This is a genomic window from uncultured Algibacter sp. (assembly GCF_947495925.1).
Lineage (GTDB): Bacteria > Bacteroidota > Bacteroidia > Flavobacteriales > Flavobacteriaceae > Algibacter_E.
On the sequence record NZ_CANMAU010000005.1, the window covers coordinates 87,680 to 104,803 of the forward strand.

Sequence of the window (17,124 nt, forward strand, 5' to 3'; positions counted from 1 at the left end):
TCTTTATTGTTTGGTCTTATGTCCGAATCGATAGTTTAGTGAGAATACAAATTTTCCAGAAGCTTGATCTTGTTCAAATTGAAAATTATTTTCTTTAAAGACGTACATAAGATTAATACCTAGGTTTTCTGTAACTAAAGCTTCGGCAGAAATATAATCAGTCTCTAAATTCCAAATACGGCCATATCTTAGGCTATAGTCTCGGCTGAACCCGAATGCACTTCCTATACTGGATCTGGAATATAATGTTGGATAAGCTGATGGCATCATAAAACCATAATTATAATCTATGTCTACATATTTTTCTGGTCCTACTCTTAAATGGAACTCGGGTAATATGTTATAGGTTTTATTGGCTTCTTCAATATTTGTTGCGTCTATAGTTTCGTTTTTATTGACACGTAATTTACCAAATTGAAACCCTGCTCCTGCGCCAAACCACTTACTATCCCATTGCGCATATGGGTTTACAGCAAATACAAATTCTGAGTCTGTTTCATTGGTGCTTAAATTAGTGCTTTTAATATTACCTCCCGAAACATTGACACCAAAAGTACTAGTTTTATTATTTTTTATGCTAACCATAGAATATCCAGCTCCTACTATTTGGTAGACTTGCTTAAAGTATTCGCGAAAATAAACGGTACTACCACATTCACTTTGTTGAGGATCAAAAGCTACTTCATTTGCGAAATTACCAAAAGAGCCACCAAAATCTATACGCTTGTATTTTTTAATTACTGGTGTTTGATTTGGTATTGTTTGGGCCAGAACATAAAAAGGTGCGATTAACCATAATGCGACAAGTATAGGATGGCTTTTTAATCTGTTCTCGGTAAAAAGATGATAAAACGATAGTATAATGGCAGGAATAAACATAAACCAAACAACCTTAAGTTCAAAAGGCAAAAGTAAATTTGTCAAGTTATAAATGAAAAATGATAGGATTACTATATAAACGAATTCAGCATGGAGATATGGTGAATTTTGGCTACCCTTTATAACTTCAAATTTTAACCGTTTTTCATTTAACCATAAAACTACAGCTAAAAAGATGCCAAAGCCTAGCATCATCCATTGGTAAATCCAGATGCCTAAATAATAAGTTGTACCAAATTGAGATACACTATGGTCTCTAAAAAATTCAACTCCAAATCGTACAGTAAAGTAGGCAAACAGAGCAAATAGCGTAGCACTTCCATTCTTTCTCCATTTTTTATGTGTTTTCCATACAATGCAGCCTATAATTATTAATATAAGGCTTTCGTATAACTGAACAGGGTGCACCGACAATGATAACGTGGCATCGTTTTCTATACTACCATTAAACCAATGATTATAATGAGCATTGGTGGTTACGGGATACTGAACACTACAAAACCCATTAAAAGGAAGGCCGAAACAGCACCCATTAAATAGGCACCCCAACTTCATAATACCTAAAGATATAGGCCCAGTCCAAGCAAATAAGTCTAAAATAGGTCTTTTAAATCTAAATAATCGTTGGGAAATTAAAAGCCCTATTAAGCCAAATAATAATCCTCCTATAGAAGATCTATTGTTGAATTCTGGGAGTTTTGTGCGGGTCGCAGGAATCCAGTTTTCTATGGGAATTGTAAATAATCTTGAACCTACTACACTAAAAAGCGTAATTGTGGTTAACATTAATAACACAGAACGTAAATGATAACCCTGTTTTATGCTTTTGTAGATAACTACAAAAAACATAAATATAAATGCTAACTGGTAAAATAATTGATAGGAAGTATGCGCGTTACCTACTGAAATATCCATAATTTTTGAGATTTAGTTTAACATTTTTAATAAACTTAATTCGTAATAATTGAATTTATAGTCCAACTAAGTTCTATGAACAATAACTTAGGACATACTGATTCTTTATTAAATTACAATTTCAAGTATAAGTTATGGGTACAGATTAAAAACAGAATAGTTTGAAAGGCAATGGTCTGTCTTATATACTTTTCAAGCATATTAAGATTATATTATTATCTTGCTGTATAACAATATGATACATAAAGATACTAAAAAAAATATACTTGTAAGTTTTTAAAGAAAATGACTGTTTTAAACTATAAAATTATTTCTGAAGGTAGAAATAAACTACCTATCTCTTAATGATAAAAAGTTTTTGAAGATGAACTTTATAGAAAAGTACAATATCTACATTAAAAAAGTTTAATGAATTCTGTAGTGTTCCGTACACTAAAAAAACCAAGAGCTTTAGTATTATTGGTTGTATTTACAATGTTCCCGGTTAAGTTTGCAGGAGGAGGCAGGAACAATTGACCAGGGTCTGATTCACTTCCCGCATTTGTTATTTGATTTTCAAACTGCGCAAATTGATTTAAGTAGAATTGATACGAATTAAAATTAAGATTAGAAATGCGAACTCGTACTTCCTGCGGATTATCAACAAGAAATTCTGTTGAATCAAACGTAGCGTTTTCATTTCCATTAAAAAGAACGTCATTAGTAAGTTCATTTACTTTAAGATCTAACGAGCCACCATTATAGAAAAGGAAATTGATTAAATAGAAGTTTGTATCATCAAGAGGGTCCGAAAAAATTACCCGATTAAGTTCGCTAGTTATTTCAATATCCTTAACGACTATTGCAGGTTTTAGAACCTCCCTTTCAGATACGAATGTTGTACCATCTGACAGCATAATTTCTACCCAATATGCGTTACCTACAATGGTAGTTATCATTTCAGAGCTTCTGTATGTCCCCTTTCTTATATCAAAAGAGTCTGTTATTAGCTCATTATTTCCATGCGAGTCTTTCATGAAAAGTGAAATTTGAGCGTCATTTATAGGGTTTAAATTTTGCTCATTAACAGGAACAGTTCGCTGAATTTTAATATTTACATATTCTGTCCCATTAGTTAGAAAACCCGAAATGAATATTTGAGGTTCAAAATTTGATGCATTTGGAATTTCACTTACACAGCCTGTAAACGGTAATATCGTTAAGAGGTATATTAATGTTTTATATATTGATTTCATAAGATTTAGAATTTGAAATTATAGGTTACAAAAGGTATGGGAGCACCTAATACCGAAAATTTAAAAGTTTTTAACTCGTTGTTTTGAAAAGTAGAAAACACTGAAAAAGCATTTGGACTACCGTAGACATTATAAAATCCAAAGTTCCAACTCCCCTGCCATTTCGTATTTGGATTACCTGTAGGTGTATAGGTGAAGGAAATATCCATTCGATGAATATCTGGAATACGAAATGCATTCCTATCCGAATATGTCAAATAGGGATCACCCTCAAAACTTAATCTACCAGTAGGTACAGTAGTTGGTCTTCCTGTTTGATAGGTAAAGAAAACCCCCAAGTCCCATTTTTTACCTAAATTATAACTAGCAGTTACATTTAATAAATGAGGTCTATCATAATTAGAAGGGTAATAGCTTCCATTATTGATATTCTCTGTATCAAATGCACTTGTTGTTTTTCGTTTGGAAACGGAATAGGTGTAATTTAAATTACCAGTAAGCCTTCCCTTATTTTTATAAAAACCAAACTCCAACCCATAGGCATAACCGTCAGCAGGGAGTAATTGAGTTTCAATATTCTCATTAATAAATAAATCAGCACCATTTTTATACTCTACAATATTTTTAAAAGTTTTATAATAGCCCTCTATAGATATATTGTATTTTCTTTTTGGAGTATCATATGCATAGCCACCAGATATCTGATTGACCTCAAGTGGTTTTATATACTTTCCTGAAGGTTTCCAAATATCAAAAGGTAAAGCCGCAGCTGTATTGGATATTAGGTGAACGTATTGAAATGTTCTATTATATCCTATTTTTATTGCTTTTCGATGATTCAAATCATATTTTAAGGAGAATCGCGGTTCAAAACCAGAATAACTTTCAACGACTTCACCTTTCCCAAATTCTTGAGTGCCTGTAATGGTATTTACGGTTAAGGGTAAATCAGGATTGTAGAGTGAAACCGTACTCGGAGCTACATTTCCAAACCAAGAATAGCGAAAGCCAAGGTTCATAGAGAGTTTGTCCCACGTTTTTTCTATTTCATAATATGGAGCAATTTCTAAACCTTTGTCAATGTCAAAATCCTCAGGGCTTAACCCGGATTCCTCACTTGATAGCTCTGCTGGCGTAAATTTATAAAGTGTACTATTGATACCAAATCTCATTTTGGTATTTGGATTTACGTAGTAAGTGAAATCAGGTTTTACAATCCAATTCTCTACACCAGAATTCCATTTAAAACTACCTGCACCATTAACAAAACCACCAGTGTCATTTTGGGATGCCAAAGCATATGTATAACTACTATAAATTCCAGATATATTCATAAACAATTTATCTGAAAAGAGGTGATTCCAACGTAATGTAGTGGTAGCATTTTTCCAACGAAAATCTATAGAAGAATCTGGTTCATCGTCACTCACTGTATCATCCAACTTCATTACATCTGCACCAAAATAACCAGATGCAAATAGTTTGTTGTTCTTATTAATATTCCAAGATAACTTGGTGTTCAAATCATAAAAGAACAATTTCGTACCGTCCAAACTTTCCCCTCCAAGTGGAAAGAATATATCCATGTATGATCTGCGCCCTGAAACAAGAAAATTCAGTTTTTCTTTTATTATCGGTCCTTCTAAGGTGATTCTTGAGAATAAGGTTCCCACCCCTCCTTCTCCTTTAAACTCTTTGGTGTTTCCTTCTTTTTGGCGAATATCTAGCACGGAGGACGCTCTTCCTCCATACCTAGCTGGGATTCCACCTTTATATAGCGTTACATCCTTAATGGCATCAGCATTTACTATTGAAAAGAGTCCCCATAAATGAGATGACACGTATAATGGGGCTTCATCTAGCAATATTAGGTTTTGATCAATATTACCACCTCGAACGTTAAAACCAGCTGTACCCTCACCTACTGACGTTACACCGGGTTGTGTTAATATGGCTCTGTTTATATCGGGTTCACCAAAAAAGGCAGGAAGCTGTTTTATATCTGTTATTTTCAAATTATTTACGCCTGTTAGCACATTATTCACCTGACTTTTATTCGTATTACCTGAAGTAATTACTACTTCGTCAAGCATATCTGGTGATGGCTGTAATTCAAAATTTTGTTTGATGTTATGCTTTAATTCTAAAACCTCTTTCTTTGAGGTATACCCTAAATAGGAAATTTGTAACGTATAGATTCCCTCGGGTAAGGTTAAGGAGTAAAACCCATATTCATTGGTTGTAGCCCCTTTACCTTCGTCATCCACAATTATATTTGCTCCAAGAAGTGTCTCTCCGGTTTCGGCATCCTTAATGATTCCACTAATAGTATAGTTTGTTTTTTGAGTTTTTTGTTTTGAAAGAATGACTAGGTTTTTTCGAAATTTATACTGGATTTCTGTACTCTCAAATAATACATCCAAAGCAGATGAGATATCTTTTTCAACAATATCAATACTGATTTTGAGATTACTGTCTATTTCATCATTATTATATACAAAATTGAAAGTTGTTTGGAATTCTATTTGACTCAGTATGGATTGTAAAGAAGTATTATCCATCTTCAAGGTCACTTGATTCTGAGAAAAACTTGTAAATGCCATCAATTGAAAGCAGCAGACTATATAAATTGTAAATGATAATTTCATTAAAAAATTACTCCTTTTTAAAACGCTTTTCTGTTTTATTAAAACAGCGAGTTGTTTTATTTTCATAAATTTGATTATTGTTAATTAATATTAATCTTCGAAGATTTATTTTTTGACAGTTATAGTGGGGAAGCTCGAATTTCCCCACTTTTTTATTTAATCAGCCACTCATTCGTTTGTTGATTTAGGTTATACTTAAAATTTTTAGAGGCCTTAAGAATTTCTAAAATTTCTTCAATAGGTGTTGATTTATCAAAAATGGCAGTAAACTTAGAATTTGCAATAGTTGTATTTTCAAACACTAATTTTATATTTAATTGATTATTCAAATCATTAGCAATATCTTTAAACGGTGCGTTTTCAAATCGAATTTTACCGTTTCTCCAAGCCAAAACAGTTTGCTTATTTTGAATTAAGGTTTTTAATGGCGTACCATCGACCTTTAGAATTCTAATATTATTATTGGGAAGCATAATGATTTTCTCTTCAAAGTAGTTTTTTGAGGACACTTCAACTTTCCCTGTAAGAAGTGTAGTTTCTGAATAGGTATTCTCTGGATAAGCCTTGATATTAAAACTTGTACCTAAAGCTTTTACAATAACATTATCTGGTGTTTCAACTGTAAACGGATGAGTTTTATCTTTTGCTACTTCAAAAAAGGCTTCACCTTGTAATTGAATTGTTCTTGGAAAGCCTTCCTTATATGAGATTTTACTTCCAGCATTTAGCCAAACTACAGAACCATCAGAAAGAATAATTTCTCTTTCTTGTCCATAACCAGTTTCTAGAGAAATAATGTTATTCGATAAAAACTGGTATGCTGTTCCTGCAATTGAAATAAATAAGATAACTACAGCCGCATACTTTAAGTATTTTTGTATAGTTCGACTCTTTCTATTAGCAGGTACTACTGCTGAGAAGAATTTAGTTTTCTCTTCTTCAATGTCAATAGTATCGTCAAACGGATTCTTTTCCGTTACCTCATAAAGCTTGACGATTGAATTGAATAACTCTTTATCAAAATTATTTGAGTTTTTCCAATTCTCAATTTTTATTCGTGTAACTTCATCTGCATTTTTAGAAACATAAGCCCAAATCTCTACTTCTTCAACTAAATTGTGTTTCATAATAGGTGTTTACTATAAAACGTTTGTCATCCAGTAATCCCCTATTTTATTTTATAAATAATCTTTTAATTTCTTTCTGAAAGTATGCAAGGCCTTTGAAATATGAGATTCAACTGTTTTAATAGATATATTTTTTAAAGAAGCTATTTCTTGGTATGTCAGCCCTTTGTCTCTTGATAACTTAAATATTTCAGAAGTCTTCGGCTGTAATGAATTGTATATGTCATCTATTTCTTTTTCTAGTTCCCAGACATTATTCATGTCTGTAGTAAACTCAGTATTTAACTTGTAAAGGTTTAAGTGTTTTTCTTGAGTTTTATTTTTACGATGATTATCTATAATCTTATTTTTCAAGACCGTAATTAGGTAGGACTCTATGGAACGTTCATCATCTTTAATATTCTCAATATTTTCCCAAAGCTTAATAAATGTTTCTTGGACAAGACTTTCTGCTACATCTCTATGATTAATCACTTTAACTGCATAATTAAAAAGCCTCTTGTAATACTTATCAAATAATTCTGAGAATATTTTTTTCTTAACTCTTACTGACTTCACTTATTAATTTCCTGCTTTTCTATAGAGAATTCGTTTGTTCGTTTTTCAACTGATAAATCTATAAAATATTGTAGCCCGCTAAGTTAAAAAGTTAATTATTATCCATTTTTTATAACTAATACGTTCAGGTATGGTACCTAATTATTTGATACAAAGTCAACTATTAATGGTGAAAAGTAATAGCTACCAATTTTATAAATTTAATTGATAGCTATTATTCTACTTTCTATTTCGCATAAATCACAAAATCTTTTATGGATTAATGGCTTTTAAATGTGCATATACTGGATTTCCCTGCACTTTCATCTCTACTTCCCTTTCGAAAATTTTAATGCCTTTAACTAGATTAAATTTTCCGTCTGGAGAGAAAGCTTTAACACCATAAAATTCTCCATTTTCGCTAATCGCTTTAACATTAATAATAATACCTGAGCGACTCGTTCCTTTTACATCAAGTTTTACATCATTTTCAGTTACTGCTTTAATATCGTAAATCGTGCCGTCTGCCCCAATAGCTTTAATAGGTGCATATTTATCATCATCAGTGTTTTGCATTATTTTAACGGGTAATTCGGCTCCCTCTACAAATGCCTTAATATTCATAAAACTATGCTGTTTAGAATCTTGAGTTGCTTTCACATCAAACTTGTTACCTTCAGCATCAAAAGCTTTCACATCTAAATTTTTACCATCAGCTGTTACTGCCTTAATATTCCAAATAATTCTTTTGAAATCACTTTTATAAGCTGTTTTCTTAATATTTTTCTTAGGTAAATTAAAATTATCTTCATTGACAGATGGATGCATAGCTTTTACATGTGCATAGATGCTATGTCCTCTTGACGTCATTTCTCTATCCTGAGAATTAATTTTTATACCTTTAATATTGTTAAGCTTTCCCGAAGGCGACATAGCTTTCACGCCATAGAATTTCCCTTTTTTGGTTATGGCCTTCATAATAACGATATTTCCAAATCTAACAACTCCAATAACATCCATGTTTTCCCCTTCTGGAACTACTGCTTTAAGTTTGTAAGCATTACCGTTATTTGTGATAGCTACAACCGGTGCAAATTGATTTTTGCTTACGAGTATTTTTACAGGTAATTTCTCCTCTCCCATAATAGCTTTTACATCTAAAAGCTCATCTTGATCGGAATTTTGAATGGCTTTTACATCAAACGATTTTCCCTCATTGTCAAAGACTTTAATATCTAAACTTTTTCCATCTGGATCAATCGCTTTAACGTTCCAGTAGATATCCTTAACTTTTGCAATTTCTTCTGTTTCAGTTTTATTCGTTTTATCTTTTGAATCTTTTGAAGTCTTGTCATTACAGGACGTAAACAAAAAACCAAGGATTAATACACAATAACAAACAGTTCTAATGAATGATAGGTTCGAATTTTTCATAATTAATTTAGCTTTATAATTAATCTAAAATTATAAAAAGGTGATACCATTTTTCATGATAATAGTCATAAAAACAAGAGGTTATTGATTTATAAAAAGCTTAGTCATTCCGCAAAAAGAATATCTACGAACTCAGTCTTTATGAATAAATGGAATCTTGAGACTCCAAAAGACTTTTAGCATGACTGTATTTATAGTTTTACGACTATATTTGCAGAATCCGTTCAAAAAAAAGTCAATATAAAAAGCAATAAAATAAAGCTGTTATAAATTAATAATTCATCAAATTAGTTAATGAAATCAATTATTTTCTCTCTCCTTTTTTTATGTGTTTGCAGCAGTATGTTTGCTCAAGAACAAGATTCTTTAACCGATAAAAAAGCGTTCAAAATAGATTTATCACAAAAGATTTTGGTTACAAATGACAGATTTGAAGATTCTATAATACAACAGAAAATAGCAGATAGCCTTCATGACCTTGCCATATTCGAAAAATGGAACACTTTTAAATTTAATCCTTATAAAGACGAATTAAAAACGTATCCTTTTCTTGTTCAATTTACAGATAGCACATATGCTTCTCCAATAAACCGAAAAAAAGTGATTACATCGCGATTTGGATGGCGTAAAGGCAGGCCTCATCAAGGAATTGATATTGATTTAATAACTGGTGATGATGTTATGGCTATGCTTGGAGGGGTAATACGATTTGCCGGTTATAGTTCAGGACATGGGAAAACTGTTGTCATTCGTCATTATAATGGTTTAGAAACGGCCTATGCACACTTGTCCAAATATGCCGTTAAAGTTAATGATACAGTTAAAAAAGGACAAATTATTGGTTTGGGTGGAACAACAGGAAATGCAAGGGGGAGTCATTTGCATCTCGTAGTTAGCTATAAGGGAAATTTTATAAATCCAGAATACTTATTTGATTTTGGAAAAGATAATAAAATAAGAAAACAAAGCCAGTGGATAACTAAACATTGGGTTGGTGCTCATTTTCATAATTCTAGAGTAAAAAGCCATATAACTTTTTATAATAGCTACGAAGATGCCCTGGCTAGTCAATCAAAACAAAATAACAAACAAATTCATATTGTTAAACAAGGAGATACACTTTATTCAATTTCTAGAAAGTATCATGTATCTCTAGTTGAACTATGTAAAACCAACGCCATAGCAGAAAATGGTATTTTAAAAATTGGAAAGAAGCTATTAATTTATTAAAGTATTTGAAATTTGATGCGCGTGATTGGTTTGTTTATGTCACTCCAAATGTTTAGTTAGTCAAAATATATTGTTTTCTTTTGATGGGTGGAACAATATGTTTTAAAAGAGGTTTATAAATGCCAATATTGAAGTTGAGTTTTTTGTTAAGCAATTTGAATTCTATGTCTTTAAGTAAAATTCAAAACAATAAACCCAGCTATTTAATTAATCTGCGTAAAGGGTATTAAACCACATTAGCATGTTGAAAACCCTTCATAAAATGATATACTAGGTTTTTTTGCAACAAATAACACATTAGCTTCTTTTAGATTATAAAATCTGAATCTACATAATGTGAGTACATATTTTCTGTTATTATTAAGATTAAATAAAACTGAATTTTATGAGGAGAAAATGGATTATGATTACTCGTCTTTTCAAGCTTTTCTTGAGTTTTTGCAAACGTCATTACCTCAATATCTAGCTCTTTGTTTGATTTATACTCTATTTTTGGTAAGCTTTTCATTATAAAGTTAAAATAGAGTTTTTAATCCATAAATAAACTGGGCAAGAATAAAGAGATCTCAGGGAAAAGTGTTACTAAAACCAATACAAATAAACTAACAAGTAAAAAGGGAATACTAGCCTTGCTTACTTTGCTTATTGAAACTTTGCCTATACTTGACGAAACAAAAAGACAAATACCTAGTGGAGGTGTTGTAAGACCTATCATTAAATTTAATAGTGCGATAACAGCAAAATGAATTGGGTCTACGTCTACAGCAGTTGCTACTTTTAATAAGATTGGAAATAAAATTAAAAGTGCAGCAATAGTCTCCATAAATGTTCCAACAAAAATCAACAATAAGTTAATTAGCAGAAGAACAACATATTTGTTATCAGAAAAAAGAAGAATTTCCTTTGAAATATACTGTGGTAACTGTTCTACAATTAAAATCCATCCAAAAAGATTTGCAAAACCTATTAATACCATAAGTGACGCAGAAGTTTTCATGGCGTCCAAAGTAATAACAACAATTCTTTTAAAGTTTAATCTTCTATAAACCAATATACCAATAAGTAAAGCATATAAAACCGCTATAATAGAGGCTTCGGTAGGTGTAAATATTCCACCTATAATTCCAAAAAGAATAATAAACGTCATTAACAATGACCAAAACGTATCTAAAAATGATGAAAAAATCTGTTTTAAGTTACTTTTCGCATGCTTAGGATACTTTCTCTTTACGGAGATAAAATAGGTTACAAACATGAGTCCGAAGCCTAAAAGAAACCCGGGGATTGCACCGGCCAAAAATAGTTTTCCAACAGAAAGCCCACATAAAGTAGCTGCAATAATCATTGGTACACTTGGTGGAATTATTGGTCCTACAGTTGAAGAAGAAGCTGTTACAGCACAAGAAAAATCAGCATCATAGCCTTCTTTTTTCATAGCAGGAATCATTACGGACCCGATACTAGCTGTATCTGAGATCGCGGTTCCTGAAATACCCGCAAAAAGCATGGAAGCACCAATGTTTGCCAAAGCTAAACCACCTCTAACATGGCCAATTAAGTGATTACAAAATGTAATAATTCTTTCGGTTAACCCACCTTGATTCATTAGGTTCCCTGTTAGTATAAACCCAGGAATACTCATGAGCACAAAAACATCTATACCAGAATACATTTTCATTGGAATAACAGCTAAGGGAGTACCTGCCACTAAAAGATAAATTAAACAAGAAATTCCTAAGGAAAAAGCAATAGGAAAGCGAAGTAATAGACATACTATAAACGACAAGATAAGTATCCAAACCATATAGCTTATTTTGTTTTAAAAAGCTTAAACATTTTTAATAATGCATAAATACCAATAGTTAGCCCCATTAAAGGCATACTTATAAAAGCAATGGCCATGGGAAACTTCATGCTCGGTGATTGCTCTTTCCATCCTGCTTCTACCAATTGCATACCGTAAAAAGTAAAAATGATGCACAAGACAATAACAAATAAATATGTTGCTTTCAGTAAATGTTTTTGCCAAATTTTTGAAAACTTATTGAATATAAAATCAAAGGAGACATAGAAGTCAGTTTTCATAGCCAATCCGGAAGAAAAGGCAATCGCAAAAACAAATAGCAAGCGAGAAGCTTCTTCAGTCCAAGACGGAGCTTTATCCATAAAAAAACGTCCATAAATTTGTATAAGCGTAATTCCAATAAAGCCGAACGTACTTAATATGGTTCCCGCTTTTAAGAAAACGCCCAACCCTTTTTGTATTTTATTAATTATTTGCATGCGATGGCTTTATGGTTTTATAAATCTCTTGCATTTCTGGTGAAAGCGTATTAAAAATAGCCGCACCACATTTTTCGATAAAAGCTTTATTATCAACGGCTATAAAAGTCATCCCTAATGCTTCTAATTCCTCCTTAATTTTCCTTTCATTTTCCAAAAAAAGTTGGCGCTCATAGGCCTGCATATCTTTAGCTGCCTCTAAAAATATTTTTTTGAGATCATCGGGAAAAGCTTGAAATTGCTTTTCACCTATTACAGGATAAGTCCAGCTTATGACATGTCCCGTAAGATTTACATATTTCTGAACTTCATAAAAACCGGTTACTTTAATTAAAGCTAGTGGATTTTCTTGAGCATCAATTGTACCTTGTTGCAATGATGTAAATACTTCAGAATATGCCATAGGCGTTGTTTTGGCACCAAGTGCTTCCCATGCCGTAACAAAAGATGGTACATTAGGTACTCTAAGAATTAATCCGTTTAAATCATCAGGGTGTTTTATAGGTCTGTTAGAAGTTAAATGCCTTGCTCCTGCAAGAAAATAGCCCAATGGTCTCAAGCCTGTTTTATCTAACATTTCTTTATTAATTCGCTTGCCTAAGGGACCATTAATCAAATTTGCAACTTGATTTTGATTTTCAAGAAGGAAAGGCATTTCACAAAACGTCATAATTTCAGTCCAATTGCTTAATAACGAACTGGTCGTAGTCATATCTATAACTCCTGACTGTATCAGTCTTATGGCTTCAATCTCTTTTGCTAATTGCTCTGAATGGTAACTTTGAATTTGTATTCGTCCATCAGATCGTTCTTCTATAATTTTTTCAAAATATTGAAAAGCTTTAAACCAAGTATGCTCTTCTCCTACTAAAAGGCTCGCCCTAATTACAAATTCAGGCTCTTTTTTAACATTACAGCTACTTATAGCTATGAAAGCAATCGCTAAAGTTAAAAGAATACAATAAAAATTTAGAAATCGATGCTTCACCAACTATAAAGTTTATGATCACAAAATAGCATATTTGAAATATACAATCCCAATAAAAAGCTTTTTTTTTGCTTTTAAGAGTGTAAATATCATGTTTTGACAACACATTCTATTAGCGACAAGTTGATATAGCTTCAATAATTAGGCTAAGATGAAATGAAGCTCTAAACTTCATTAGAAAGGAAATATCCGATAAATGGTAGTGGATATCCCATATTCTAAACCATATGTTCCATACACATCGTATATGCTTCAAAACCGTTTTATAAATGAAACTCTTAACCTACCCCATCACTACGATTGTTTTTAGCATAATATTTTGCTGTTTACTAAATAGTTGTTCGCGTACAGATGATACAACTCCAAAAGACATTACATTAAATAACCCGTTAATGAATCCTGAAGATGGTCCAGCTGCCGGAAACCCTGCTGGAAATGTCTCAGTTCCGTTAGAAGCTAGTCTTGAAGATGTTTCAACTCCGGATATTATTATAGGAGATGGCACACCAGATAGTTGTACATGTGATGCTGTTATTGATGCAGTGGCTAAAGGAGGGAAAATAGTTTTTAATTGTGGCACTGATCCATTAACTATTGAAATGACTGAACCTGCAAAAGTATTTAATAATGCGAAGCCAGATATTATTATTGACGGAGGTGGTTTAATTACCTTAAGTGGCCAGGGAAGGACTAGAATTCTATACATGAACACCTGTGATGCCAATCAAGTATGGACAACAGATCATTGTCAAAATCAAAGCACTCCCCGACTTATCGTACAGAATATCACCTTTTCTGATGGTAACTCAACTAACGAAACTGAATATACAGGAGGTGGGGCTATTTGGGTTCGTGGTGGTAGACTTAAAGTTGTTAATGCACGTTTTTTCAACAATACGTGCAAAAAAACAGGACCAGATGTAGGTGGCGCAGCAATTAGAGTCTTTAGTCAATATAATAATTTACCAGTATATATTACAAATACTACTTTTGGTGGTGCCGAAGGTTATGGAAATAGTGGTTCTAACGGAGGAGCTATAAGCAGTATTGGTGTTTCCTGGACCATTTATAATAGTCTATTTTCGTATAATAAAGCTCTTGGGAATGGAGGAAATCCTGCTATTTCTGGAACACCTGGAGGTGGAAGTGGGGGGGCTATATACAATGATGGTAATACCATGACATTAAGTTTATTTGGCACGCAAATTGAAAAAAATGAAGTAAATGCCTTTGGGTCTTCCATATTTTTTGTGAGTAATGATCATTCTGGAAACATCATTATTGATAATTCGACAATACAAAATAATCTAGGAGGTTCTTGGTATCCTAAATACAACAGTATTTCAATGCATGATGATACGCCTATCGAGGTTACCAATTCGGTAATTAAATAGTTTTTTAGGCTATTCTTGACTAAAAAATATTTAATGCGGTATACTAATAAAATTATAAACTCAGAGGTTTTAGTTATTTATCAATTATATAATAGAATTACTGACACCCATTAAAAATCAATACTCTTTATCTTATAAGCATACAAACCTTTTTTATAATTTGCTTCAAGCAAAACCATTTTTTTTGTAGTTTCAGCGGGTAGCTCAGAATAGTGGTTATTTAAAATGACCACTAAAAAAGGTTTTTCTGAATCTAAAAACTGCTGCAATTCCATTAAAGTTATTGTTTCCATATACCCTTTGGAATAAAACTGACCTGAATAATTTGCTTTATGTAAACAAAAAAGGGGCGTATCGCGGAAGGTGTGCGTTTCTAATAAATATTTATCGGTATTATAGTAATTGCGAGATCTTTTATTTGTAGTGCTATAAACGCCAATAAGTAAAGATAATAAAAGGAATACTACGCTTGACTTTATCAATACTATTCTATGCTTGATATCAGTCCACCAATTTACTATGATTAAAGCAATCGGAATCATTACTGGCATAATATAAGGATGAATTAAACTTCTAGAAATTGTAAAGAAAGTAGGTGTCCACAGAATCCAAAACAACAGAAATGCCGTCCATTCATTTTTCAAAATTGAATGTCTTTTCTTCCATACATTTTTTAAAATGATAAGTCCCCATGGAAGCGTAAACAAAACTAAGAAAACCCAGATCATTCCTAAAGCTTGATATTTCGGAAATCCGTATTTATCTCCAGACCAGCTTGAGTCGAAAAAACGTTTAAAATGTTCTCCAACCACAAAATAATCAATAAACCCGGGTGTTTCCTTTTCTGCTAGCATATACCAAGGTACACCTACCGTTATGACAACAAGAGAACCTTTTAAGAGAGATATTTTCTTTAATACTGTTTCAATTCTTTTAAATATTAAAGCCCAAATAAGAATTGGAGGTAGTGTTAAAATTAAAACTATGGGTCCCTTTGCTAGTAAGCCAAGTCCGAGCCCAAAAAAGACTAAATATTGCGAATAAGGTTTAGGCTTTTCTTTTACCGATTCCCAAAAGGAAAGCATAACTAATGTAATAGCAAAAGTTAAGGATACATCTGTTGATACTACGCCTGCATGGATCAAGAATTCTGGGATTGTTAATACAATAACTCCTGGCAAAAAAAATGGAAGACCTTTTCTGTTTGCATATTTACCAATCACTATTATTAAAATAATTGTTAAGAGTAAAGAAGGTAATCTAACAAAGAACTCATTAATAGTAAAAACCTTAAGGGATAATGCGGATAACCAGGTTGACAATGGTGGTTTAGCCCAAAAAGGAATACCATAGTCAATTTGAGGTGTAATCCAGTTTCCTGTTTCCGCCATTAATCTTGCAATTTCTGCATAACGAGCTTCTGTTTTATCCATTAAAGGAATTACCGCATTTAAAATGCCACGAATAACAAGAATTATTATTACCGTATACTTATAAAACTTTGGGTTATTCATATACCGCTTCATTTTTAATTTCACTTGATTGAGCAGGTACTTTATAGGTGTATTTAATAAGAATTAAATCAATCCAAAGTTTAAAAAAATAGGTTAAAGGTACTTTAGAGTCAGGGGTGTCTATCCATGAGTTTAAAGGAACCTCTTTTACTTTTTCTACCAATTTATCTTTACCATATAAAAATAATAACCGATGGAATAACTCAACATCAAAAAGCCATTTTGAGACAAACTTTTCTTTGAATAACTGAGCAGCTAAACTTCTTTCAAATATTTTGCATCCGCATTGGGTATCATATACTTTTAGGTTTAATTGTTTTGAAATTAAAGTTGCTAAGCACCTACCTATAATAAAACGGTATTTTTTTCTGTCAATGCTCGCATCTAATTTAGCTATACGAGATCCAAATGCAAATGTGACATTTGAGGTTAGTTGATTACTAATAGTCCAACATTCTTCAAGAGATGTTGATAAATCAGCATCTAGATAGGCTATATTTTTGAACATAAAAGTTTCTAAACAAGAAATAATTCCCATTTTAACCGCTTCAGCTTTTCCTCTATTATCTTTTAAATCTATTATATGTGACTGAGTAGGATGATTACTATTTAAAAATTTTAAATAGTTCATTGTAACATCGGTTGATCCATCATTTACAAAACAAAGCATAACCTTAGGATTGTTTTTAATAAAATGATGGTACTTATTTAACTGAATTCTTTTTGACTCATTGTAACATGGGAGAACTATAATTAGCTCGAAGGTGGTATACATAATTTAAAAATTTATGTAATTGTGCTTCATAAGAGTGTATTTAAATATAAGACGTTTACAAGGTAGCAATACCCTATTTTTGTTTTAAAACGAAATCAAAAGTATCTCGATAATATGAGGATATAAAATGAAGTAGGTTCAGAATACGTATTCTGAACCTTATAA

Annotated in this window: 14 protein-coding genes; 2 read left to right on the top strand and 12 right to left on the bottom strand. The window is 32.0% G+C overall.

Going from position 1 to position 17,124, the window contains the following annotated elements; all coding sequences use genetic code 11:
* Positions 1-3 precede the first annotated feature (3 nt).
* From Q0857_RS11515 to Q0857_RS11540, 6 genes are all read right to left on the bottom strand, one after another.
* Positions 4-1,794, bottom strand: a complete 1,791-nt coding sequence (locus Q0857_RS11515) for a prolipoprotein diacylglyceryl transferase (protein WP_298535314.1) — start codon at positions 1,792-1,794, stop codon at positions 4-6.
* Between the two features lie 395 nt (positions 1,795-2,189).
* Positions 2,190-3,029 carry a DUF4249 family protein gene (locus Q0857_RS11520; protein ID WP_298535316.1) on the bottom strand — a complete coding sequence of 280 codons (840 nt, stop codon included), beginning with the start codon at positions 3,027-3,029 and terminating at the stop codon, positions 2,190-2,192.
* 5 nt (positions 3,030-3,034) lie between these two features.
* On the bottom strand, positions 3,035-5,677 hold the full coding sequence (locus Q0857_RS11525; protein ID WP_298535319.1) for a TonB-dependent receptor: 2,643 nt from the start codon (positions 5,675-5,677) through the stop codon (positions 3,035-3,037).
* Positions 5,678-5,829: 152 nt separating this feature from the next.
* Positions 5,830-6,804, bottom strand: a complete 975-nt coding sequence (locus Q0857_RS11530; protein ID WP_298535321.1) for a FecR family protein — start codon at positions 6,802-6,804, stop codon at positions 5,830-5,832.
* 51 nt (positions 6,805-6,855) lie between these two features.
* Positions 6,856-7,362: an RNA polymerase sigma factor gene (locus Q0857_RS11535; protein ID WP_298535323.1), complete on the bottom strand. Its 507-nt coding sequence runs from the start codon at positions 7,360-7,362 to the stop codon at positions 6,856-6,858.
* Between the two features lie 252 nt (positions 7,363-7,614).
* Positions 7,615-8,775, bottom strand: a complete 1,161-nt coding sequence (locus Q0857_RS11540) for a hypothetical protein (RefSeq protein WP_298535325.1) — start codon at positions 8,773-8,775, stop codon at positions 7,615-7,617.
* A gap of 294 nt (positions 8,776-9,069) precedes the next feature.
* Here Q0857_RS11540 and Q0857_RS11545 point away from each other — a divergent pair, with 294 nt between their 5' ends.
* Positions 9,070-10,005, top strand: a complete 936-nt coding sequence (locus tag Q0857_RS11545) for a M23 family metallopeptidase (RefSeq protein WP_298535327.1) — start codon at positions 9,070-9,072, stop codon at positions 10,003-10,005.
* A 307-nt stretch (positions 10,006-10,312) separates the two neighbouring features.
* On the opposite strand, the gene Q0857_RS11550 is transcribed toward Q0857_RS11545, so the two are convergent.
* From Q0857_RS11550 to Q0857_RS11565, 4 genes are read right to left on the bottom strand one after another with little or no spacing between them, the layout of a single operon-like run.
* Positions 10,313-10,513: a hypothetical protein gene (locus tag Q0857_RS11550; RefSeq protein ID WP_298535330.1), complete on the bottom strand. Its 201-nt coding sequence runs from the start codon at positions 10,511-10,513 to the stop codon at positions 10,313-10,315.
* Between the two features lie 21 nt (positions 10,514-10,534).
* Positions 10,535-11,809: a TRAP transporter large permease gene (locus tag Q0857_RS11555; RefSeq protein WP_298535332.1), complete on the bottom strand. Its 1,275-nt coding sequence runs from the start codon at positions 11,807-11,809 to the stop codon at positions 10,535-10,537.
* Between the two features lie 5 nt (positions 11,810-11,814).
* Positions 11,815-12,288, bottom strand: a complete 474-nt coding sequence (locus tag Q0857_RS11560; protein WP_298535335.1) for a TRAP transporter small permease — start codon at positions 12,286-12,288, stop codon at positions 11,815-11,817.
* Entirely contained in the window at positions 12,275-13,276 is a 1,002-nt protein-coding gene (locus Q0857_RS11565; protein ID WP_298535337.1) for a TRAP transporter substrate-binding protein, read from the bottom strand. The genes Q0857_RS11560 and Q0857_RS11565 overlap by 14 nt, the downstream gene beginning before the upstream one ends.
* Positions 13,277-13,545: 269 nt before the next feature.
* On the opposite strand from Q0857_RS11565, the gene Q0857_RS11570 reads away from it, so the two are divergent.
* Positions 13,546-14,670 (top strand): hypothetical protein, encoded by a 1,125-nt coding sequence (locus tag Q0857_RS11570; RefSeq protein WP_298535339.1) that lies wholly within the window; start codon positions 13,546-13,548, stop codon positions 14,668-14,670.
* Between the two features lie 110 nt (positions 14,671-14,780).
* Here the strand turns inward: Q0857_RS11570 and Q0857_RS11575 are convergent, their stop codons facing one another.
* Together Q0857_RS11575 and Q0857_RS11580 are read right to left on the bottom strand one after the other, a co-directional pair.
* Positions 14,781-16,184: a phospholipid carrier-dependent glycosyltransferase gene (locus Q0857_RS11575; protein WP_298535342.1), complete on the bottom strand. Its 1,404-nt coding sequence runs from the start codon at positions 16,182-16,184 to the stop codon at positions 14,781-14,783.
* Entirely contained in the window at positions 16,177-16,959 is a 783-nt protein-coding gene (locus Q0857_RS11580) for a glycosyltransferase (protein ID WP_298535346.1), read from the bottom strand. Before Q0857_RS11580 ends, Q0857_RS11575 begins: the two co-directional genes overlap by 8 nt.
* Positions 16,960-17,124 lie beyond the last annotated feature (165 nt).

What these genes read in the sequence shown, in the direction of transcription:
- Q0857_RS11515 (WP_298535314.1), bottom strand. Translation starts at nt 1,794, where the DNA reads ATGGATATTTCAGTAGGTAACGCGCATACTTCCTATCAATTATTTTAC.
- Q0857_RS11520 (WP_298535316.1), bottom strand. Translation starts at nt 3,029, where the DNA reads ATGAAATCAATATATAAAACATTAATATACCTCTTAACGATATTACCG.
- Q0857_RS11525 (WP_298535319.1), bottom strand. Translation starts at nt 5,677, where the DNA reads ATGAAATTATCATTTACAATTTATATAGTCTGCTGCTTTCAATTGATG.
- Q0857_RS11530 (WP_298535321.1), bottom strand. Translation starts at nt 6,804, where the DNA reads ATGAAACACAATTTAGTTGAAGAAGTAGAGATTTGGGCTTATGTTTCT.
- Q0857_RS11540 (WP_298535325.1), bottom strand. Translation starts at nt 8,775, where the DNA reads ATGAAAAATTCGAACCTATCATTCATTAGAACTGTTTGTTATTGTGTA.
- Q0857_RS11545 (WP_298535327.1), top strand. Translation starts at nt 9,070, where the DNA reads ATGAAATCAATTATTTTCTCTCTCCTTTTTTTATGTGTTTGCAGCAGT.
- Q0857_RS11550 (WP_298535330.1), bottom strand. Translation starts at nt 10,513, where the DNA reads ATGAAAAGCTTACCAAAAATAGAGTATAAATCAAACAAAGAGCTAGAT.
- Q0857_RS11555 (WP_298535332.1), bottom strand. Translation starts at nt 11,809, where the DNA reads ATGGTTTGGATACTTATCTTGTCGTTTATAGTATGTCTATTACTTCGC.
- Q0857_RS11560 (WP_298535335.1), bottom strand. Translation starts at nt 12,288, where the DNA reads ATGCAAATAATTAATAAAATACAAAAAGGGTTGGGCGTTTTCTTAAAA.
- Q0857_RS11570 (WP_298535339.1), top strand. Translation starts at nt 13,546, where the DNA reads ATGAAACTCTTAACCTACCCCATCACTACGATTGTTTTTAGCATAATA.
- Q0857_RS11575 (WP_298535342.1), bottom strand. Translation starts at nt 16,184, where the DNA reads ATGAATAACCCAAAGTTTTATAAGTATACGGTAATAATAATTCTTGTT.
- Q0857_RS11580 (WP_298535346.1), bottom strand. Translation starts at nt 16,959, where the DNA reads ATGTATACCACCTTCGAGCTAATTATAGTTCTCCCATGTTACAATGAG.